Annotated in this window: 19 protein-coding genes and 2 pseudogenes; 4 read left to right on the forward strand and 17 right to left on the reverse strand. The window is 63.7% G+C overall.

Features of this window, described 5'->3' with window-relative positions; genetic code table 11:
• The first annotated feature begins 18 nt into the window (after nucleotides 1-18).
• Genes IVA91_RS01620 through IVA91_RS01630 form a run of 3 tightly spaced genes read left to right on the forward strand, consistent with a single transcriptional unit; the run spans nucleotide 19 to nucleotide 3,253 of the window.
• The gene (locus IVA91_RS01620) at nucleotides 19-1,341 is read left to right on the forward strand and encodes an MFS transporter (RefSeq protein ID WP_247279813.1); all 1,323 of its coding nucleotides are present in this window, start codon (nucleotides 19-21) and stop codon (nucleotides 1,339-1,341) included.
• Nucleotides 1,342-1,344: 3 nt separating this feature from the next.
• Nucleotides 1,345-2,004 carry a sulfite oxidase-like oxidoreductase gene (locus IVA91_RS01625; RefSeq protein WP_247279814.1) on the forward strand — a complete coding sequence of 220 codons (660 nt, stop codon included), beginning with the start codon at nucleotides 1,345-1,347 and terminating at the stop codon, nucleotides 2,002-2,004.
• A 25-nt stretch (nucleotides 2,005-2,029) separates the two neighbouring features.
• Nucleotides 2,030-3,253: a bifunctional alpha/beta hydrolase/OsmC family protein gene (locus IVA91_RS01630; protein ID WP_247449728.1), complete on the forward strand. Its 1,224-nt coding sequence runs from the start codon at nucleotides 2,030-2,032 to the stop codon at nucleotides 3,251-3,253.
• A 1-nt stretch (nucleotide 3,254) separates the two neighbouring features.
• Here the strand turns inward: IVA91_RS01630 and IVA91_RS01635 are convergent, their stop codons facing one another.
• The 16 genes from IVA91_RS01635 to IVA91_RS01710 all read right to left on the reverse strand — a co-directional run bounded on the left by IVA91_RS01635 (nucleotide 3,255) and on the right by IVA91_RS01710 (nucleotide 17,381).
• Complete coding sequence (locus tag IVA91_RS01635; protein ID WP_247279815.1) at nucleotides 3,255-4,334, reverse strand: YeeE/YedE family protein; 1,080 nt, start codon at nucleotides 4,332-4,334, stop codon at nucleotides 3,255-3,257.
• Nucleotides 4,335-4,448: 114 nt separating this feature from the next.
• Nucleotides 4,449-5,453, reverse strand: a complete 1,005-nt coding sequence (locus IVA91_RS01640) for a zinc-binding alcohol dehydrogenase family protein (RefSeq protein WP_247279816.1) — start codon at nucleotides 5,451-5,453, stop codon at nucleotides 4,449-4,451.
• 51 nt (nucleotides 5,454-5,504) lie between these two features.
• A complete protein-coding gene (gene paaK / locus IVA91_RS01645; protein WP_247279817.1) occupies nucleotides 5,505-6,836 on the reverse strand; it encodes a phenylacetate--CoA ligase PaaK in 1,332 nt (443 codons plus the stop codon).
• A 41-nt stretch (nucleotides 6,837-6,877) separates the two neighbouring features.
• Entirely contained in the window at nucleotides 6,878-7,327 is a 450-nt protein-coding gene (gene paaI / locus IVA91_RS01650; RefSeq protein WP_247279818.1) for a hydroxyphenylacetyl-CoA thioesterase PaaI, read from the reverse strand.
• Nucleotides 7,328-7,382: 55 nt separating this feature from the next.
• Entirely contained in the window at nucleotides 7,383-8,465 is a 1,083-nt protein-coding gene (gene paaE / locus IVA91_RS01655; protein WP_247279819.1) for a 1,2-phenylacetyl-CoA epoxidase subunit PaaE, read from the reverse strand.
• Between the two features lie 137 nt (nucleotides 8,466-8,602).
• Nucleotides 8,603-9,106, reverse strand: a complete 504-nt coding sequence (gene paaD / locus IVA91_RS01660; RefSeq protein WP_247279820.1) for a 1,2-phenylacetyl-CoA epoxidase subunit PaaD — start codon at nucleotides 9,104-9,106, stop codon at nucleotides 8,603-8,605.
• Nucleotides 9,100-9,876, reverse strand: a complete 777-nt coding sequence (gene paaC / locus IVA91_RS01665; RefSeq protein ID WP_247279821.1) for a 1,2-phenylacetyl-CoA epoxidase subunit PaaC — start codon at nucleotides 9,874-9,876, stop codon at nucleotides 9,100-9,102. The genes paaD and paaC overlap by 7 nt, the downstream gene beginning before the upstream one ends.
• Nucleotides 9,876-10,163 (reverse strand): 1,2-phenylacetyl-CoA epoxidase subunit PaaB, encoded by a 288-nt coding sequence (paaB, locus tag IVA91_RS01670; protein ID WP_106942621.1) that lies wholly within the window; start codon nucleotides 10,161-10,163, stop codon nucleotides 9,876-9,878. The genes paaC and paaB overlap by 1 nt, the downstream gene beginning before the upstream one ends.
• Nucleotides 10,164-10,172: 9 nt before the next feature.
• Nucleotides 10,173-11,165: a 1,2-phenylacetyl-CoA epoxidase subunit PaaA gene (paaA, locus tag IVA91_RS01675; RefSeq protein ID WP_247279822.1), complete on the reverse strand. Its 993-nt coding sequence runs from the start codon at nucleotides 11,163-11,165 to the stop codon at nucleotides 10,173-10,175.
• Nucleotides 11,166-11,239: 74 nt separating this feature from the next.
• Nucleotides 11,240-12,106: a phenylacetic acid degradation operon negative regulatory protein PaaX gene (paaX, locus tag IVA91_RS01680; protein WP_247279823.1), complete on the reverse strand. Its 867-nt coding sequence runs from the start codon at nucleotides 12,104-12,106 to the stop codon at nucleotides 11,240-11,242.
• 95 nt (nucleotides 12,107-12,201) lie between these two features.
• A complete protein-coding gene (locus tag IVA91_RS01685) occupies nucleotides 12,202-12,972 on the reverse strand; it encodes an alpha/beta hydrolase (RefSeq protein WP_247279824.1) in 771 nt (256 codons plus the stop codon).
• 199 nt (nucleotides 12,973-13,171) lie between these two features.
• A complete protein-coding gene (locus tag IVA91_RS01690; protein ID WP_247279825.1) occupies nucleotides 13,172-14,458 on the reverse strand; it encodes a DUF445 domain-containing protein in 1,287 nt (428 codons plus the stop codon).
• A 202-nt stretch (nucleotides 14,459-14,660) separates the two neighbouring features.
• On the reverse strand, nucleotides 14,661-15,116 hold the full coding sequence (locus IVA91_RS01695; protein ID WP_130214759.1) for a phasin: 456 nt from the start codon (nucleotides 15,114-15,116) through the stop codon (nucleotides 14,661-14,663).
• Between the two features lie 212 nt (nucleotides 15,117-15,328).
• Nucleotides 15,329-15,922, reverse strand: a complete 594-nt coding sequence (locus IVA91_RS01700) for a GNAT family N-acetyltransferase (RefSeq protein ID WP_247279826.1) — start codon at nucleotides 15,920-15,922, stop codon at nucleotides 15,329-15,331.
• Nucleotides 15,919-17,001 carry an alpha/beta fold hydrolase gene (locus IVA91_RS01705; protein WP_247279827.1) on the reverse strand — a complete coding sequence of 361 codons (1,083 nt, stop codon included), beginning with the start codon at nucleotides 16,999-17,001 and terminating at the stop codon, nucleotides 15,919-15,921. Before IVA91_RS01705 ends, IVA91_RS01700 begins: the two co-directional genes overlap by 4 nt.
• Entirely contained in the window at nucleotides 16,998-17,381 is a 384-nt protein-coding gene (locus tag IVA91_RS01710) for a hypothetical protein (RefSeq protein ID WP_247279828.1), read from the reverse strand. Before IVA91_RS01710 ends, IVA91_RS01705 begins: the two co-directional genes overlap by 4 nt.
• Before the next feature lie 164 nt (nucleotides 17,382-17,545).
• On the opposite strand from IVA91_RS01710, the pseudogene IVA91_RS01715 reads away from it, so the two are divergent.
• Nucleotides 17,546-18,457: pseudogene (locus IVA91_RS01715) on the forward strand (alpha/beta hydrolase); the annotation flags it as partial.
• 5 nt (nucleotides 18,458-18,462) lie between these two features.
• Here the strand turns inward: IVA91_RS01715 and IVA91_RS01720 are convergent.
• Nucleotides 18,463-19,131: pseudogene (locus IVA91_RS01720) on the reverse strand (spermidine synthase); the annotation flags it as partial.
• Between the last annotated feature and the right edge of the window lie 11 nt (nucleotides 19,132-19,142).

Genomic DNA, 19,142 nt, shown 5'->3' on the forward strand with positions numbered 1-19,142 from the left:
GAGTACGGGAGGCCGGACGTGACAGAGCAAGCAACCAAACCGGCCTCTGGGCATTTTGACGTCGCCGACGCTGAACGGCGGATCAAGGCGATCTTCATCGGCTCGATCGGCAATCTCGTCGAATGGTACGATTTCTACGCCTATACGGCGTTCGCGCTCTACTTCGCTCCCGCGTTCTTCCCTGGTAACGACCCCGTCGTGCAGCAATTGAACGTCGCCGTTGTATTCGCGGCGACCTTCCTGATGCGGCCCCTGGGCGGCTGGTTCTTCGGCTATCTCGCCGACCATTTCGGCCGCCGCATCTCCCTGACCCTGTCTGTCGTCTTCATGTGCTTCGGCTCGCTGATCATCGCGCTGACGCCGACCTATGCCACGATCGGCTTCGCCGCACCGGTGATCCTGGCGCTCGCCCGTGTGATCGAGGGCCTGAGCCTCGGGGGCGAATATGGCGCGAGCGCCACTTACCTCAGCGAAGTCGCCGACCCCAAGCACCGCGGCTTCTATTCCAGCTTCCAGTACGTGACGCTGATCGGTGGTCAGCTCACCGCGATCATCGTGCTGCTGCTTCTGCAGAAGGTCTTCCTCACGCCGGAGGAGCTGAAGGACTGGGGTTGGCGTATCCCCTTCGCGATCGGCGCGGCTCTCGCGATCTTCGCCGCGGTGATGCGGCGCGGCCTGCACGAGACCGAAGCGTTCGAGGAAGCCAAGAAGGTGGTGAAGCCGACCGGCTCGATCACCAATCTGCTGCGCTATCCGCGCGAACTGCTATTGGTCGTCGGCCTCACCGCCGGCGGCACTGCGGCGTTTTACACCTTCACCACCTACATGCAAACCTTCGTCAAGCTTTCGGTCGGGCTGACCGAGGACCAGACCACTTTCGTGATCTTCGGCACGTTGATTTTCGCGACCATCCTCCAGCCCATCTACGGCGCCATCTCAGACAGGATCGGGCGCAAGCCGCTCTTGATCTTCTTCGGTGCCGCGGGCACGCTCGCGACCGTGCCGCTGCTGATGACGCTGAAGGAGACAAAGTCACCCTTCGTCGCGTTCATCCTGATCTGCGCCGCCTGGCTGTTCGTCGCCGGCTACACCTCGATCAATGCGGTGGTGAAGGCCGAGTTGTTCCCGACCAATGTCCGCGCGCTCGGCGTCGGCCTGCCCTACGCCATCACGGTCTCGATCTTCGGCGGCACCGCGCCGGCGATCGCGCTCTACTTCAAGAGCATCGGGCACGAGGAGTGGTTCTATTTCTATCTTGCCGGCATCATCTGCTTGTCGCTGATCATCTACTCCACCATGCGCGACACCAAGCACGCCTCTGCAATGCATCGGCACGAGTAGGCCATGACCGACGAGACGCCATCCGACAGCAAGCTGACGCGCACCAAGGAGAAATGGGCGCGCGAGGGCCGCTTCCTCACCGGCAAGATCACGCGGCCTGAAGACCAAAGGCTACCGCCCGGCCAGCATCTCACCAAGGATTGGCCTGTGCTCGATCTCGGGGTCGTGCCGCCGGTATCGCGCGAGCGCTGGCGGCTCGACGTCTATGGCGCGATCGAAAATCCCGTGTTCTGGACCTTCGACGAGTTTATCGCGCAGAAGCAGGCGCGGTTCACCTCCGACATCCATTGCGTGACGACCTGGTCGCGCTATGACAATGAGTGGGAAGGACTCGCGACGCGTGAGCTGCTCGCGGCCTGCCAGCCGCGCGAGGATGCGCGCTTCGTCGTGCTGCATTCCTATGATGGTTACACAACCAATCTCGCGCTGGAAGACTTTGCCGCCGAGGATGCGCTGCTCGCCCATAGCTGGTCCGGCCAGCCACTATCGGCCGAGCACGGCGGCCCGGTGCGGCTGGTCGTGCCGCATCTGTATTTCTGGAAGAGCGCCAAATGGCTCCAGGCCATCGAATTTTTGAACAAGGACGCGCCGGGCTTCTGGGAAGTCCGCGGCTATCATAACCGCGGCGATCCGTGGACCGAGCAGCGCTATTCAGGCGATTAGGTTGAACAAAGGACGGGGAAGTCCAATGCCGACGGAGCGCTTTCAATTCAGGGGTGAAGGCGGCCATCAGCTTTCGGCCGCGCTGGAACTGCCCGACGGCGAGCCCACGGCTTTCGCGCTGTTCGCGCATTGCTTCACCTGCGGCAAGGATACGCTGGCGGCCAAGCGCATCGCGGTCGCGCTCGCGGCCAAGGGCATTGCTGTGCTGCGCTTCGACTTCACCGGGCTCGGCTCCAGCGAGGGCGATTTCGCCAATTCCACGTTCTCCTCCAATGTCGCCGATCTCGTGCGCGCCGCCGATCACCTGCGCGCGACGCGCAGAGCGCCGTCCGTCTTGATCGGGCACAGCCTCGGCGGTGCCGCGATCCTCGCGGCAGCAGGACAGATCCCCGAAGCCACTGCGGTTGTGACCATCGCGGCGCCGTCCGATCCCGCCCACGTCACCGGTCTCTTCAAGGACCACATCGACAACATCCGCGCGCAAGGCGAAGTCGACGTTTCGCTGGCCGGCCGTACATTCCGGATCAAGCGTGAATTCCTCGACGATATCGTCGAGCATGAGCTGATGAAGGACGTCACCGGTCTGCACAAAGCCCTGCTTGTGATGCACTCCCCGGTCGACGATACCGTCGGCATCGACAATGCGACCAAGATCTTCGTCGCGGCCAAGCACCCCAAGAGCTTCATCTCCCTCGACCACGCCGATCATCTTCTGGCGAAGCCCGGCGATGCCCTCTACGCGGCCGACGTGATCGCGGCCTGGGCCAGCCGCTATGTCGACACCGCAAAGTCCGCGAAGGCGATGGATCTCCCGGAGACGCCGCGCCAGGTCGTGGTCCAGGAGACCCGCAAGAGCAAGTTCCACCAGATCATCGCCGTCGGTCCGCACCGCCTGACAGCGGATGAGCCGGTGGCCGCCGGCGGCGAGGATGCCGGCCCCGGCCCTTACGATTTCCTGCTCGCCGGCCTCGGCGCCTGCACCTCCATGACCATGCGTCTTTATGCCGAGCGCAAGTCACTGCCGCTCGACCGTGTCACGGTCACACTGAAGCACTCCAAGATCTATGCCAAGGACTGTGCGGAGTGCGAAACGCGCGAGGGGATGCTCGATCAGATCGAGCGCGGCATTGCAATGGAGGGCGCGCTCGATGCCGAGCAGCGCAAGAGGTTGATGGAGATCGCCGACAAGTGCCCGGTGCACCGGACGCTGACCTCGGAGATCCGCATCGTGACGAAAGCCGTGGAGTAGCTCAAGGGGCCGGTGAGCCGGCCCCGGCTGCCGTCTTGAGAGGCTGAACGCGCAGTGCACCGCGCAGTCCCGCCGCCGTGCCGAGCAGGATGCCGGCAACAGCGACGAACGAGCCCAGCGCCAGTGTGGACATTCCGGTGAGCCCCTGCCCGATCGAGCAACCGAACGCCATCACGCCGCCGATTCCCATCAGCGCGGCGCCGCCGGCTGAACGCAGCATGTGGCGGGGCGAGGAATAGCCTTCGACATGAAAACGACCCGTCGCGAGCGCCGTGACCAGGCTACCGGCGAAGACGCCGGCGACGGTCGCGATTCCGAAATTGAGTGTCAGGCCGGTCGAGAGCATGGCGTATTGCAGGCTATCGGCGATCGGCGCGATGAAGGTGAGCGAAGTCACCGGCACCGGATTGAAATCGTCGGCGCCGAGAGAGCCGGTGGCGAACCAGCCACTGGCAACGAGAAGTCCAACGATGACGCCGGCCGCGATCTGGCCCGGCGAGCGCCGGAACGCCGGCTGCGCGAAGGCAAACAGGATCAGCGCGACGACGACAGCGGCAGCAGCGAGCGCGCGCGAAACCGGTTCAGCGGCACCAAGCGCGGCCAGCAGCGACGGCAGCGAATTCGCGTTGACGGTAGCTTGCGACGCCTGAACCAGCGCAATGCGGGCCGGCGCAATCAGGCCCTTGAGCGTCATCTGCGCGGCAATCGCAAGCACGATCACGACGACGAAGGAGCGCAGATTGCCGCGGCCGAGCAGCACCAGCGCGCGCGAGCCACAGCCATTTGACAGCACCATGCCGTAGCCAAACAGCAAGCCGCCGAGGAACAGCGACGGCGCAGAGAAGGTTTGTTGCAGATAGATCGACTTGCCGAGATCGACCGTGCCGCTGCCCGCCAGCAACTGGCTGGCGGCGATCGCAACCGCAATCGCCAGCGCATAAGTGCGCACCAGCCGCCCGTCGCCCCCCGCCAGAAAACCGCGCATGCTGCTCATCAGACAGAAGCCGCTGAGCAGACCGACAGCGCCATAGATCAGGCCGATGACGAGACCGGCGAGGATGACGAGTTGTGCAGGTTCCATCGGTAGTTCTCAGGTCTCTCGCCCTTCGCCGTCATTGCGAGCGCAGCGAAGCAATCCAGACTGCCGCCCTTGAAAGACCCTGGATTGCTTCGCTACGCTCGCAATGACGCGTTTTCATGGCCGCAGGATTACCCTGTCGCGAGACGAACCCGCAACCGCGACATAAGCGTCCTTGGCGCGCTCCAGCGGGTAGACGGCATTCGCCTTGATCGGGAACGGCTTTAGGTGGCCACTCGCAAAGCCCGCGCCGAGATCGCGCAGCACCGCGCCGGTCGCCGACGACGACAGGCCAAGCGTGTCGATGCCCACATATGTATGCTGCCCCCGGTAGAATTCGAGAATGTTGAATTGCACGATGCGGTCGATCGCGGCGATCAGGATCTGGCGGCCGCGCAAGGCAAGCGACTTGTGCGCCGCCTGGAAATAGGGATCGCCGACCGTGTTGAAGACGACGTCTGTGCCTTTGCCGCCGGTCAAATCGCGCACGCGCGTGGCGACATCGCTCATGGAGGCATCGATCACCTCGACCAGCGCGTTGGTGTGGCCTTCATAGGCTTCTGCCTTGCGCACCACGCCGATCACGCGTGCGCCCTGCCAGGTCGCGATCTGCACAGCAGCCTGGCCGACCTTGCCATTGACGCCGAACACCAACACGGTCTCGCCGCTCTTCGGCACGCCGGCGCGGCGAAAGCCTTCCATGGCCGTGACGAAGGGCACGCCGATGCCGGCGGCTTCCTCCCAGGACAACGTCTTCGGCTTCTCCACCACGGCATCGGCTTCGACGACGAGATGGGTTGCGTGGGTGCCGTCGCGGCGGATGCCGAGATCGCCGGACGAGCCGAACACCTCACGGCCGATCGTGCCGGCCGGCCCATCGATCACCACACCAGCGTAGTCACGGCCGGGCGTCCGCGGGAAGACGGCATAAGGCATCAGGCCCGTTGCGGCCTTCACATCCGAGGGATTGACTGCGGCAGCCTTCACCTCGATCAGGAGATCGTTCAGACCACGCGTGAGCGTCTGAGGCTCGACCACCGGCGCAAGCGCCGCGGCGTTCTCGGCCTTGGCATTGAGGCGGACGCAGCGCGCTTCAACGGTTTTGGCATCGGCTGGCGACATCGAAAGACCCGTGATTTCTTGCGGGGCTTGTCGCCTTTGGAGACGATCAAGTCAATCCTTCGGCCGCTTGTCGTAGAGCCGCTTGGCCTTGCCGAGCGAGCGCTCCAGCGTGGCCGGTGCGACCACCTGAACCTTGGAGCTGATCCCGATCGTATTCTTGATTTGGGTCGATACCCTGTCGGCGTGATCGACAAGCCCGCGACCGTCCCAGCTTTCGGGACGCGCTTCGGCGATGATGGTGAGCTCGTCCATGCGGCCTTCGCGGGTGAGTTCCAGGATGAAGTGGCCGCCGCACCAGTCGGTGGCGAGCAGCACCTCCTCGATCTGGGTCGGGAACAGATTGACCCCGCGCAGGATGATCATGTCATCCGAGCGCCCCGTCACTTTCTCCATGCGCCGCATGCCCGGCCGCGCCGTACCCGGCAATAGCCGCGTCAGGTCGCGGGTGCGATAGCGGATCACCGGGAACGCTTCCTTGGTGAGGGAGGTGAAGACCAGCTCGCCCTTCTCGCCGTCGGGCAGCACCGCGCCGGTCTTGGGGTCGATCACCTCGGGATAGAAATGGTCCTCCCAGATATGGAGCCCATCCTTCGTCTCGATGCATTCCTGCGCGACTCCGGGACCGATCACCTCGGAGAGACCATAGATGTCGGTCGCATCCATGTCGAAGGCGTCCTCGATCTCGCCGCGCATGGCGTTGGTCCAAGGCTCGGCGCCGAAGATGCCGATCTTGAGCGAGCACTGGCGCGGATCGAGCTTCTGCCGCTTGAACTCGTCGAGGATCGCCAGCATGTAGCTCGGCGTCACCGTGATGATGTCGGGCCGGAAATCGTTGATGAGCTGCACCTGCCGTTCAGTCATGCCGCCGGAGATCGGCACCACGGTGCAGCCGAGCTTCTCGGCGCCGTAGTGGACGCCGAGTCCGCCGGTGAAAAGACCATAACCATAGCCATTGTGGATGATCATGCCAGTCCGGCCACCGGCGGCGCGGATCGAGCGCGCCATCACGTCCGACCAGGTGTCTATGTCGCGTTGGGTATAGCCGACTACGATCGGCTTGCCCGTGGTGCCTGAGGAGGCATGCACCCGCACCAGCTTTTCGCGCGGCACGGCGAACATGTTAAAAGGATAATTGTCGCGGAGATCGGTCTTCACGGTGAAGGGGAATTTTGCGAGATCCGCAAGCTCGCGAAAGTCGGACGGATGCACGCCGGCCTTGTCGAAGGCGTTGCGGTAATGCGCGACGTTGTCATAGGCGTGCTTCAGCGACCAGGCCAGCCGCTGCTTCTGCAGTGCCATGATCTCGTCACGCGAGGCGCGCTCCTGCGCGTCCATCTCCGCGCTATAAGTGTTGCCACCTTCCTTGAGCCTCGTCAGAGCCATCCTCGTTTCCCCTCATCTTCGTTGTTCTTTTCTTTGCTTTCTTATTGATCCTGCGCCGGCAGCCACGCGCCGGGAATGACACGCGAATGCCCGCGGAACTCCGCGATGACGGTGTCGCCGACAGTGACACGCACGTCGTAGATGCCGGAGCGGCCGCCACGGGTGATCTCTCTAGCCTTCGCAACCAGGCAATCGCCGAGCTTGCCCGGCCTGATGAAAGTGATCTGGCCCTGCGCCGCGACGACGCGCTCATTGTGCGAGTTGCAGGCAAATGCGAAGGCAGAATCGGCGAGCGTGAAGATGAAACCGCCATGGGCGATGCGCTGGCCGTTGACCATGTCCGGCCGCACCACCATCGTCACCGTCGCGAAGCCCGGGCCGATGTCGACGATCTCCATGCCGAGCCCCTTGGAGGCATCGTCCTCCGCCCACATCGCGTCAGCACAGGCGCGGGCGATATCCTCGGACGACAGGGCAGCTTTGATGTTCACGCGCTTCTCCCGGGCAAGTGTTTATCCATCATGCTCTGCTGCTCGGCCAAAACTGTCAAACATGGTCGTAATCGACCACGACGCGCTCCGACGACGGCTTCGCCTGACAGGTCAGGATAAAGCCGGCCTTCAGCTCCCAGGGTTCCAGCGAGTAGTTGATGTCCATCGGCGCCTCGCCCTCGACCAGCTTGGCGCGGCAGGTCGAGCACATGCCGCCCTTGCAGGCGAAGGGCAGATCGACGCCGGCGCGGAGCGCGGCATCGAGGATCACCTCGTCCTCGGCAACAGGCACATCGCGGCGTTTGCCGTCGATGATGAGGGACGCGACCGCCTTCGGTGGCGCGTCGGGGGCAACGGCCTTCTTCGGCCGCGGCTTGCCGCCGAATTCGGAGACGAAGCGCTCCACATGGATACGCTCTTCCGCGACCCCAAGATCGCGGCAGGTCGCCTCGATGTCCTCGCTCATGCCTGATGGACCGCAGATGAAGACATGGTCGACGCTTTCCGCCGGCACCAGCGAACGCAAGAGCACCCTCACCTTGTCGCCGTCGAGCCGGCCATGCAGGATCGCGATGTCCTGTTCCTCACCGGAGATGACGTGGAAGATCGAAAGACGGTCGATGAAGCGATCCTTCAGCTCCTCCAGCGCTTCCAGAAACATGATGTTGTCGGTAGAGCGGTTGCCGTAGAACAGGAAGAAGCGGCTCTGCGGTTCACGCGCGAGTATGCCCTTCACGATCGAGAGGATGGGCGTGATGCCGGAGCCCGCGGCAAAGCCGACATGGATGCGCCCGCTCTCCGCCGATGGGACCAGGCCGAAGCGTCCGGTCGGTGTCATCACGTCGAGTTCGTCGCCGCATTTCAGCTCGTCCGCCGCCCAGCTCGAAAACGCGCCGCCGTCGATCTTCTTCACGGCAATGCGGATCTCGCCGTCGTGGGGGCCGGAACAGATGGAATAGGAACGGCGCACCTCTTCGCCATCGAGCGTCGTGCGGAGCGTCAGGTACTGGCCGGGCGTGAAGGCGTAATCGCTAGCGAGTTCGCCGGGAATGGCGAAGGTCAGCGAGATGGCGTCCGAGGCCTCGCGACGGACGTCGTTGACGGCCAGGCGATGGAAGCGCGGTGCGGCTGCTGACATTACGTGCCCCCTCGTTCGGTCTCTCCGACGTCATTGCAAGCGAAGCGAAGCAATCCAGAGTCTCTCCGCGGAAGCAGTCTGGATTGCTTCGTCGCAAGAGCTCCTCGCAATGACGATGGGGTTGGCATTCGTTCAGCTCAATGACACTTGAAATAGTCGAAGGGTTCGCGGCAGGCCTTGCAGCGCCAGAGCGCCTTGCAGGAGGTCGAGCCGAATTCGGACAAGAGTTCGGTCTTATCAGAACCGCATTGCGGACACGCGACGGTCTGTCCGCCGAATAGCGCGCGGCGCGAGCTTGAGGCCTGCGGCGGCGCGATGCCGTAGGCGCGCAGCTTGGCGCGCCCCTCCCCGCTCATCCAATCCGTGGTCCAGGCCGGCGACAGCACCGTACGCACGTTCGGACGACGGAAGCCGGCGCGTTCCAGCGCGAGCTCGACTTCGAGTGCGATCATGTTCATGGCAGGGCAGCCCGAATAGGTCGGCGTGATCGCGACCTCGACGCGATCGCCGTCCAGAACGACGTCACGGAGCACGCCGAGATCGCCGATAGTCAGCACCGGAATCTCGGGATCGACCACGCTCGCCGCAGCATCCCAGGCGCGCCGGCGCAGGTCAGTGTCGCGATCCAGCGCCGTCACCATGTCAGCCCCGGAAAAGTGCGCTGCATCGATTGCAGCTCGGACAGGAGATGGCCGAGATGCTCGCTGTGCCGGCCAGAACGGCCACCCTGCTGCATCCAGCCGTTCTGCGGCAGCTCAAGTGTCGCCTCGCTGACGATATCCGACAACGTCGTCAACCAGCGACCGCGCAAGCTCGCCGGATCAACCGCAATGTCGGCATCGATCAGGGCGCGTTCGCCCTCGTCGACGGCAAACATCTCACCGGTGAAGGCCCAGAGATGATCGATCGCGGCCTGCGCGCGGGCGTGGCTTTCGTCCGTGCCGTCACCGAGCCGGATGATCCACTCCGAGGCATGGCGCAGATGATAGGCGCTCTCTTTCTCCGACTTGGCTGCAATGGCGGCAAGCGTCGTATCGCGCGAGGTCATCATCGCGCGCCAATAGAAATCGGCGAAGGCGGAATAGAAGAACTGCCGAACCAGCGTCTGAGCGAAGTCTCCGTTCGGCTGCTCGACCAGCAGCAGATTGCGGTACTGCCTGACGTCGCGCAGATAAGCGAACTTGTCCTCGTCGTTGTCCTCGCCCTCGATCCTGGCAGCATAGCCATAGAGCTCCCGCGCCTGCCCGATAAGATCGAGCGCGATGTTGGACAGCGCCATGTCCTCTTCCAGCATCGGCGCATGCCCGCACCATTCCGACAACCGGTGGCCGAGAATTAGCGCATCGTCGGCCCGGCGCAGCGCGTAGAGCACCAGCGGCGTTTCAGAGACCTGAATATTGGCGACCGGCATCACATATGTCCCACTTCTTCGGGCACCTCATAAAAGGTCGGGTGCCGATAGATCTTCGACTCCGCCGGCTCGAACATCATGCCCTTGTCGGCGGGATCGCTCGCGGTGATCGCAGTGGACGGCACGACCCAGATCGACAGGCCCTCGCCGCGGCGGGTGTAGATGTCGCGAGCGGCCTGCAGCGCCATCGTCGCGTCGCTCGCATGCAGCGAGCCGACATGCTTGTGCGCGAGCCCGTTGCGGCTGCGAATGAACACTTCCCACAGCGGCGTGTTCGGCGTGGCCATCGTGATCTCCTATTCCGCGGCTTGTGCGATCTGACGCTGCGCGCGCTTGGCGGCATAGCTAGCCGCCGCCTCGCGCACCCAGGCGCCCTCCTCGTGCGCCTTGCGGCGCGCGGCGAGCCGATCGCGATTGCAGGGGCCGTTGCCGGCGAGCACCTGCTTGAATTCGGTCCAGTCGATCTCGCTGTAGCGCCAGTGCCCGTCGGCATCCTGGGTCATGGCGGGATCGGGAATGGTGAGGCCGAGATATTGCGCCTGAGGCACGGTGGCATCGACGAATTTCTGGCGCAGCTCGTCATTGGAGAAGCGCTTGATCTTCCACTTCGTCGAGGTGTCGCTGTGCTGGCTCGCGGCATCGGGCGGGCCGAACATCATCAGCACCGGCCACCACCAGCGGTTCAACGCATCCTGCGCCATCGCCTTCTGCTCCTCCGAGCCGCGGCACAGCGTCAACATGATCTCGTAGCCTTGGCGCTGGTGAAAGGACTCCTCCTTGCAGACGCGGATCATCGCGCGCGCATAGGGGCCATAGGAGCAGCGGCACAGCGGGATCTGGTTCATGATCGCGGCGCCGTCGACCAGCCAGCCGATGGTGCCGATGTCGGCCCAGGTCAGCGTCGGATAATTGAAGATCGAGGAATATTTGGCCTTGCCGGCGAGCATGGCATCGACCAGCTCTTCGCGCGAGGTCCCTAACGTCTCGGCGGCGGCATAGAGATAGAGCCCGTGGCCGCATTCGTCCTGCACCTTGGCGAGCAGCGCGGCCTTGCGGCGCAGCGTCGGGGCGCGCGTGATCCAATTGCCCTCCGGCAGCATGCCGACGATCTCGGAATGGGCGTGTTGGGAGATCTGGCGGGTGAGCGTCTTGCGATAGGCCGCCGGCATCCAGTCGTTCGGCTCGATGCGCTCCTCGGCATCAATGCGGGCCTGGAATTGTGCAGCCCTGGCTGCGTCCTCAAGACCGCGATCGTCGGTCTCGGCCGTGTTCAGCGCCTGGGTGTACATGCGCATCCTCCCGATTTGTTGGGAGGAAATGTATAACAAAATTTAGTTCATGCAAGATATTTCTGTAACATATATCAGACCCCGAACCTCCGTTCCAGAAGCTTCCGCGCCGCCGGCAAGGGTCCCCTCTCGTTGGTTCCATGCCTGTCGAGCCACTGTTCCGACGGAGCCAGCAGTGCGCGATAAATCTCGCCACAAAGCGCACGCGCTGCCCTGCCCGGCCAATCCGCCGGCAGCAGGCTTTCGGGCAACAGCGGGTCGCGCAGCACGACGCGGCGGTAATAGTGGATCAGGAGGATGCGCGCGGTGAAGGCGTCGGTCTCGGACAAATCCGTGCCGCGCGCGATCGCGGCACGGAGCGGCTCGAACGTCTTCATGAATTTCACATAGGCGTCCGCGGTACGGTCCAGCGGCCAGCTCGCGCTGAGCAGGCGACGGCCGCTGTCATCCTCCGCCGAGACTTCAAGACGGATCGCGCCAACCGCCTCGTCGGGCACCGGTACGCCCGATGGCGCAACCCATACGCCCGGCAGCGGAGTGCCGAAACCGGCATTGCGGAGTGCCTCGCGCGAGGCGTCGCGGTCCTCGCCATTGCCGATCAGCAGCAGCTCGAAACGCCCGGTCCAGTCGGACGGCGGCGGATCGTAGATGTGGCGCGTCGCGGCCTCGAAGGTCTGGCGTCCCTTTTCGGCCAGCCGATAGAAGCTGTTGCGGCCAACCTTTTCGCGCGTCAGCCAGCCATCGGCTGCAAGGCGCGACATCGCGGTACGCACCACGCCGCTGTCGATGTCGAGGCTTTCGAAGAATTCCAACAGCGTACCGAGCCACACCACACCGCCGCGCGGTACGATGGCATCACCGAATACGGTGATGACGATGGAGCCCGTGCGCGACGGCTCGCGCTTGAGCTGGTCGATGATGCGGGACAACGGATGTGCCATGCGGAAGGCATAGCGCGTTTGGAGCGGGCGCGACAATGGAGGGAACCACGCCGTTGCTCCTCTCCCGTTTCGTTCTTACGGCCAGAGGCGAAGCATCACCGATGCGGATCGGGATAGGCCAGGCTGCGCCAGCCGCTGCGGTCGAACGGCTGCCACTGGCCTTCCGTCTGTGCGAGGCGATCGGCGACCGCGTAGACCACGGCGGGATGGTGTCCCATGCCGCAATGGCTGCTTTCGACCTCGATGCTCTCGGTCTGCGCTCCCGATTTCTCCATGCAGCCCTGCCAGGCGCAGACACCATCGGTGCGGCTGAAGATGGCGGTGGTCGGCACCGGCGGCGGGACGGCGAGCTCGCCGCCGAAGTGCGGATCGACCTCGTCGGCCTTGCGCCCGCTCGCCCATTCATAGACGCGCCAGGCGTTGGTCGAACGCGGATTGCCGGCAAAGGGGCTGCCGAGCGTGATCACCTGGCGCACGCGCTCCGGCATCATCTTGGCGAGCTGGCGTGCATAGAGGCCGCCGAGGCTCCAGCCGATCAGGCTGATCTTGCGGCCATGCGCGTCGCTGAGTTCCTGGACCAGATCGACCATCGCTTGCTGGACGCCGGGACGCAGGCCGTAGTTGCGACCCTGGCCCCAGCCGCTCACCGCATAGCCCTTGCTGATCAGAAACGCGCGCAGCGCGCGCGTGGAGGAATCGGAGGCGACGAGGCCTGGCAGCACCAGCACCGGATGCCCATCGCCGTGCGGCGCGAGGCTCAAGAGCGGCAGCGCGCCAAGGAAGGCGCCGAACTCGTGGATCGCGCGCCCCTCCAGCAACATCAGAGAGCGGGACGGCGGACGCAGCGTCTGGGCAGTTGCGGTCATCAATGTTCCCCTGGGAAGAATTCCTGAAAAGCCCGGCCGCGTTGCCGGAAAATGGGCATGGATTCCAACACGCCGGCCTCTTGAACGTTCCGCAGCGCAACATGAATCAGCTAGGGGGGCCGGTTCCCGACATTCAAGCGGGAGAGGCGCAAGGCGACAATAGGCTCAGGCGTTAATGCTAACGGCCGTGACGCAAAAGTCACAACAATCGGACCAGGAATTCGACGGAGTAGAGCACAAGTCCGGCGAGACCGCCGATCAGCGAGCCGTTGAAGCGGATGTATTGCAAGTCGCGCCCGATATTGATTTCGATCAGAGAAATCAACTGCGTCATATTCCACGCCTTGACTTGGTCGGAGATGAAAGTCGAGACGCCGCCCTTCTGATCGGCGACGAAGCTGCGCAGCACGGTCACCAGGCCCTTGTTGATCTCGCCGCGCAACTCGGCATCGCCCGCGAGCGCTTCGCCTGCGGCAACGAACATGCCGGCGAGATGATGCTGGAGCACCTGCGTCTCGCCGCTGGCGCTGCGCTCGATGAAGGAGCGCGTGTTGGCCCAAACGGTGCGGGCGAGTTGGGCAAGCTCGGGGCGCGCCAGCAGATCGCGCTTCAGCCCGGCGATACGGTCGATATAGGCCTGGTCGGTGCCGAGCCTCTCGACGAAGGTCAGCACCATGCGGTCGAATTCACCGCGAAACGGATGCTTGGGATCGCTGCGCACTTCATTGAAGAAGGCGGTGGCGGATGCGACGATCTTGTTCACCAGAAACTTGTCGGCGCGGTAGAGCCTGAGCAGGGTCGGCAATTCCGCGCGCACCTTCTCGCGGATCATCGCCATCGTCTCCTTCTGATTTAGCGTCTCGTGCATCACGCGCAGGAGATCGTCGAACAGAATCTGGTGCCGTCCCTCAGCTATGAAGCCGCGCAGCGTGCCGGCCGCGAGCGGCGCAAGGTCGATCGCCTGGAGCTGCGATGACATGCGGCGGATGATGAACGTCATCAGGCCCGAGCTTTCCGTCGCTGAGAACGCCTCCGGCAGCAGACGCAGCGCAAAGCGCGCAAGATCGTCGCTGCGCTTGCGATCACGCAGCCAGTCGGCAACGAAGGAGCCGAAATCGATTTCCTTCAGCTTGGCCTCGACGGGTCCCGCCTCGAGGAAATGCACCTGGATGAACTCGCCGAGCTTGTCGGCGATGCGGGCCTGGTTGCTCTGGATGATCGCGGTATGCGGGATCGGCAGGCCGAGCGGCCGCTTGAACAGCGCAACCACGGCATACCAATCGGCGAGCCCGCCGATGGTCGCGGCTTCCGCGAAGGCCGCGACGAAGCCGAACACGGGATGCACGTTCAGCAGGATCTTCGCGACGATGAAGAGCGCAAGCGTCGCGGCCAGAACCAACGTCGCGAGCGCTTTCACGCGGCGCAGCTCGGCCGCACGTTTGGCGTCACCAGGGGTGTCGAAGGAGAAGGCGGCGGGTGGAGTCATCACTGCATCACAGTACTCGTCATTGCGAGCCAAGCGAAGCAATCCAGTCTGCTTCCGTGGAAAGACTCTGGATTTGGTTCGCTGAGCCGGTCATGGGGCCGCGCTTTGCGCGGGCCCGGTGGCTCGCAGTGACGGTGGCGCAAAAAAACAAAGGCCCGCCGAAGCGGGCCTCAAAATCAGTTTCTCGTCTCAAGGCGCCGTATCACGCGGTCTTGTTGTAGACCTTGGCGAAATTGTCCTGAGCGGACTTCGCACCGTTGGCGGCGAGCTTGCCGAAATAGTCGGCAGTCGCCTTGGCTCGCGAGACGAACACTTCACCGCGGGCGCGGAGCAGGCTCGACTGGATCTCGACGGCCTCGCTGATCGACTTGGCGGACGCGAGCTTGTCGATGCCCGAGAAGAACGCCTCGGCGTCCTCATAGATCGCCTGCTGAATGTTGCGGCTGATCTTGCCGGCCTCGGCGACGGATTCTGTCACCGCGTTCTCGACGGCGGCGGTCACCCGCTCGGAGCCGGCGAAAGCTTCGGCAGCACGGTCTTTGGCGGTGTTGGCAGTCTTCTTGACGAACTCGCGGGCGGCCTCAGGAACTTCCAGATTCTGGATGTTCTTGAAAGCGTCCTTGAAGCCCTCGAAGGCGGTGTTGGTTTCGGTGGTCATGGGGTTCTCTCCATCCTCATTGCTCTGAGCTATGGCTCACCCCGTCCGCATGGCCCGGGGCACGACATATATGGCATGGACTATTGTGCGATGCAATAACCTTATTGCACTGCGGTATCACGGAATCGTGAACAGCCTCCCAAAAGGGCACCGCGAGCTCTTGTCAGCGGCCGTCCCGAACGAATTAGGTCCGTTTCGGCCCGATCTTCGTCTTAATGCTGGACCGCGCCTGGCAATCCATAGGCCTCCATCTGGGCCTGAACCTGCGCGATATTGTGCCCGAGCACGACGATGTCGTGGGTCTTGCCATCGACGTCCCGGACATGATCGCGCAGCAGAGCCTCGGCCTTGAAGCCGAGGCTTTCGAACAAGGCAATCGCCGCCTGTTGGTCGACCGTCATCTGCACCGAGAGCTTTTCCAGGCCAGCTCCGAGCGCAAGTGCAAAGGTCTCCTGCGAGAGCGCCTTCCCGACACCCTGCCCGCGTACGTCGGACGAGACCACCATGCGGATCTCACCGACATGAGGCGACCAGGAATGCGGATCGCGCACCAGCGTGCCGCAGCCGACGACCTTGCCGTCCCTCACCGCGAGCAGGCTCGTGATCGCGCCGCGCTCGATCTCCTTGACCCAGGCGGAGAGCACCTTCGGCTGGCTGATATTGCGCGGCAGGAACAACAGATCATGGGACGGAAGACCTTGGCCGAAGGCCAGCACCGCGGCTTCGTCTCTAGGCGACATCAGGCGGATTTCGATATCACCGGCATCGGTCTTGAGGTGACGCGGATAGGAACGCTGCTCATTCATGTCGATCTCTTTCCCAGCCAGGAGTCCAGTTTCGGCCACAGCCGCTTCACCGCATTGGCACCGGCCACGAGGGAGACGTGGCCGCCCTTCAACATCACTTCTTCCTTGTCCTCGGAGCCGATCTTTGCGATCAGGTGCTTTGCCGCGTCATAAGGCACGATGTGGTCATGCTCGGCGACCGCATGCAGGATCGGCACCTTGATGTTCTCCAGCTTCGCCGCGCGCCCGCCGACCGACATGCTGTCATTGAACAGCTTGTTGTCCCACATCAGATCCTTGGTGATGGTGCGGAAATATTCACCCGCCAGCGGCAGCGTGTCGGTCGCCCAACGGTCGAACATGCGGTAAGACTTGACGAACTCGTCGTTCCAGATGTTCTCCCAAAGTTGGATCTGGCTCACCGTGCGCGAGGCCGGGCGCAACATCTCGAACGAGGACAGGATCATCTCCGGCGGCACGTTGCCGACGCTATCGACAAGATGGTCGACGTCGAAATAGCGGCGATCGGAGAAGTTCGACAACAGCTTCATCTCGCGGAAGTCGATCGGCGTAGTGAAGCAGATCAGATTCTTCATCGGCCCGTCCTTGTGGATCGAGCCGTAGAGCAGCGACAGCACGCCGCCGAAGCAATAGCCGATGACGGAAACGTCCTGCTCGCCGGAATCGGCTTGCACACGGCGGACGCAATCCGGAATGAAGTCGAGGACATAGTCCTCCATCCGCAGGCTCTTCTCCTCCGGCCGCGGCGCGCTCCAATCGAGCATGTAGACGTCGTAGCCGCGCCTCAAGAGGAACTCGATGAAGCTCTGGCCAGGGACGAGGTCGAGAATGTAGCCACGGTTGGTGGTGGCCATCACGATCAGCACCGGCACGCGGTAGATCTCGTCCGACATTGGCCGGTAGTGATAGAGGCTCATCGTGCCGCGCGAATGCAGCACGTCCTTCGGTGTCGATCCGAGCGTGGGGCCGGAGGTCGAGAAATATTCGACGCCCTTAATGCTGCGCTGGATTGCGCGCTGCACCTCGGTCTGGATGCGCTCCGGGATAGATGCGAAATCAAGTCCCGTCGCCGCGTTCATGTCCGCTCTCCGTTTTCAGAGGGCGGGCGCTTCGTCCGCGGCGGCCGTGGGGCGCCGGCGCCGCCTTGCGAGATTCCGGAATTTGCCGCCATCTGGCTCAGCATCGACCTCATCTCGCCGATCTGGGCTTCGATGGACTGGAGCCGTTCCGCAAGGCCCATGACCTGCTGCCGGCTCGCCAGGTTCATTGCGACGAGATACTTCTCCATGAGTTCACCGAGCTGCTTCTGAGCACCTGCAGCAACTCCTCCCGCGCGGTTCATCGCCTGTGAGAATTCGGGCGACGACATGGCTTCGTTGGCGAAGGAGTTGAACCCCTTCTCCATCTCGCCCATCATCTTCTGCCACATGGCGACAGGGTCGTTGAGCTTGTCGGTCATCGGCGTCCTCCTGATCTCGAGAGCTTCGATGCCCTTCTTTTGGGCCATACCACACCGTTGCGAGGGGCCGGTCAACCGGCGAGCGGTCCGGTGCCGCCCACACGGCTTCTTTGCCGCGGGAAACCGTGCAATACAGCATTGGTCAGCAGCAAGGGATAGCGACCGTGAACGTCCATCAGCCGCCCCAGACCGTCCGCGCCAACGGGATCGACATCTGCTACGAAATCTTCGGCAACGACAATGCCGAGCCGCTGCTGCTGATCATGGGGCTCGGGGCGCAGATGATCCATTGGGATGATGCATTCTGCGAGCAGCTTGCCGCGCGCGGCTTTCGCGTGATCCGCTTCGACAACCGCGACATAGGCAAGTCGAGCCATCTGACCGGCGGCAAGCGGCTGACGCCGCTCGAGCTGCTGAAGCTACGCTTCCTCAGGATTCCGGTTGCCGCAACCTACAAGCTGATCGACATGGCGAAGGACACGGTCGGGCTGATGGATGCGCTCGGCATCAAGTCGGCGCATCTGGTCGGGGCCTCCATGGGCGGCATGATCGCCCAGGCGGTGACGCTATCATTCCCCGAGCGCGTACGCTCGCTGACCTCGATCATGTCGACGACGGGCAATCCGCGCGTGCCGCCGCCGACACGCGAGGCCGCCGCAATGCTGATGGCGCCGCCGCCACGCAGCAAGGAGGAATTTATGGTCCGCTTCGGCCAGACATGGAAGATCTTGCGCGGCGGGTCTTTTCCGGAAGAGGAAGCGCTCGACCCTGAACGCGCCGAGCGCGTGTTCGCACGCGGACTCAATCCGGCCGGCGTCGGCCGGCAGCTCCGCGCCGCGCTCGCCTCGGGCAGCCGCAAGGAACGGCTGCATGGGGTGAAGACGCCGACGCTCGTCATTCACGGCACCGTCGATCCCCTGGTCCATCCCGAAGGCGGCAAGGACACGGCAGCGTCAATTCTCGGCGCCAAGCTGTTGATGATCGAAGGCATGGGCCACGCGCTGCCGATGCGCTTCTGGCCCGAGATCATCGGCGCCATCGACGACCACGCGCATGGCGCGGCGGCGCAAGCCGCCGCGCCCTTCCTCGCGATCCAGATCACGTGGCGCGCGCCGCCGCCTCTGCCGGTGGCGCGGACGTTGATTTCGTTGACGTCGAAGCCGGCGCTCGCAATGCGCTTGGTGAAGGCCGGGTTGGGCCCTGACGACCAGACAGCGAGCACGCCGCCTGGCCGCAGCGCCGTCTTAGCCGCCATCAAACCGTCCGCATTGTAGAGCGCGTCGTTATCCTTTCGTGTCAGCCCTTCCGGCCCGTTGTCGACGTCGAGGAGAATGGCGTCGAAGGCGGAGCGCTGCGCCCGAATGATTTCGCCAACGTCGGTCTCCCGGATGCTCACCCTGGGATCGTCGAGGCTGTCGCCGAAGACCGACGCCATCGGGCCGCGTGCCCAGGCCACCACCGCAGGCACAAGTTCGGAGACCACGATCCTCGCCTTGCCTCCGAGCACGGCAAGCGCCGCGCGCAGCGTAAAACCCATGCCGAGGCCGCCGATGAGGACGACGGGCTTTGCGACGTTCTCGATCTGCTTTGCCGCCAGCGTTGCAAGCGCGGCCTCCGAGCCCGACAAGCGGCTGTTCATCAGCTCGTTGCTGCCGAGCTTGATGGAGAACTCCTTGCCGCGCCGCATCAGGCGGAGCTCACCGTCGGAACCGGGGATTTGCGCGGTGTCGATCTTTTCCCAGGGAATCATGCCTGACGTTT

The organism is Bradyrhizobium sp. 153, from assembly GCF_023073835.1.
In the GTDB taxonomy this organism is placed as follows: domain Bacteria; phylum Pseudomonadota; class Alphaproteobacteria; order Rhizobiales; family Xanthobacteraceae; genus Bradyrhizobium.

What these genes read in the sequence shown, in the direction of transcription:
- IVA91_RS01705 (WP_247279827.1), bottom strand. Translation starts at nt 17,001, where the DNA reads ATGAACGCGGCGACGGGACTTGATTTCGCATCTATCCCGGAGCGCATC.
- IVA91_RS01685 (WP_247279824.1), bottom strand. Translation starts at nt 12,972, where the DNA reads ATGACCGCAACTGCCCAGACGCTGCGTCCGCCGTCCCGCTCTCTGATG.
- IVA91_RS01700 (WP_247279826.1), bottom strand. Translation starts at nt 15,922, where the DNA reads ATGAATGAGCAGCGTTCCTATCCGCGTCACCTCAAGACCGATGCCGGT.
- IVA91_RS01690 (WP_247279825.1), bottom strand. Translation starts at nt 14,458, where the DNA reads ATGACTCCACCCGCCGCCTTCTCCTTCGACACCCCTGGTGACGCCAAA.
- paaB (WP_106942621.1), bottom strand. Translation starts at nt 10,163, where the DNA reads ATGGCCACGCCGAACACGCCGCTGTGGGAAGTGTTCATTCGCAGCCGC.
- paaX (WP_247279823.1), bottom strand. Translation starts at nt 12,106, where the DNA reads ATGGCACATCCGTTGTCCCGCATCATCGACCAGCTCAAGCGCGAGCCG.
- paaC (WP_247279821.1), bottom strand. Translation starts at nt 9,876, where the DNA reads ATGCCGGTCGCCAATATTCAGGTCTCTGAAACGCCGCTGGTGCTCTAC.
- paaK (WP_247279817.1), bottom strand. Translation starts at nt 6,836, where the DNA reads ATGGCTCTGACGAGGCTCAAGGAAGGTGGCAACACTTATAGCGCGGAG.
- IVA91_RS01695 (WP_130214759.1), bottom strand. Translation starts at nt 15,116, where the DNA reads ATGACCACCGAAACCAACACCGCCTTCGAGGGCTTCAAGGACGCTTTC.
- paaE (WP_247279819.1), bottom strand. Translation starts at nt 8,465, where the DNA reads ATGTCAGCAGCCGCACCGCGCTTCCATCGCCTGGCCGTCAACGACGTC.
- paaD (WP_247279820.1), bottom strand. Translation starts at nt 9,106, where the DNA reads ATGGTGACGGCGCTGGATCGCGACACTGACCTGCGCCGGCGCGCCTGG.
- IVA91_RS01640 (WP_247279816.1), bottom strand. Translation starts at nt 5,453, where the DNA reads ATGTCGCCAGCCGATGCCAAAACCGTTGAAGCGCGCTGCGTCCGCCTC.
- paaA (WP_247279822.1), bottom strand. Translation starts at nt 11,165, where the DNA reads ATGTACACCCAGGCGCTGAACACGGCCGAGACCGACGATCGCGGTCTT.
- IVA91_RS01635 (WP_247279815.1), bottom strand. Translation starts at nt 4,334, where the DNA reads ATGGAACCTGCACAACTCGTCATCCTCGCCGGTCTCGTCATCGGCCTG.
- IVA91_RS01710 (WP_247279828.1), bottom strand. Translation starts at nt 17,381, where the DNA reads ATGACCGACAAGCTCAACGACCCTGTCGCCATGTGGCAGAAGATGATG.
- IVA91_RS01625 (WP_247279814.1), top strand. Translation starts at nt 1,345, where the DNA reads ATGACCGACGAGACGCCATCCGACAGCAAGCTGACGCGCACCAAGGAG.
- IVA91_RS01630 (WP_247449728.1), top strand. Translation starts at nt 2,030, where the DNA reads ATGCCGACGGAGCGCTTTCAATTCAGGGGTGAAGGCGGCCATCAGCTT.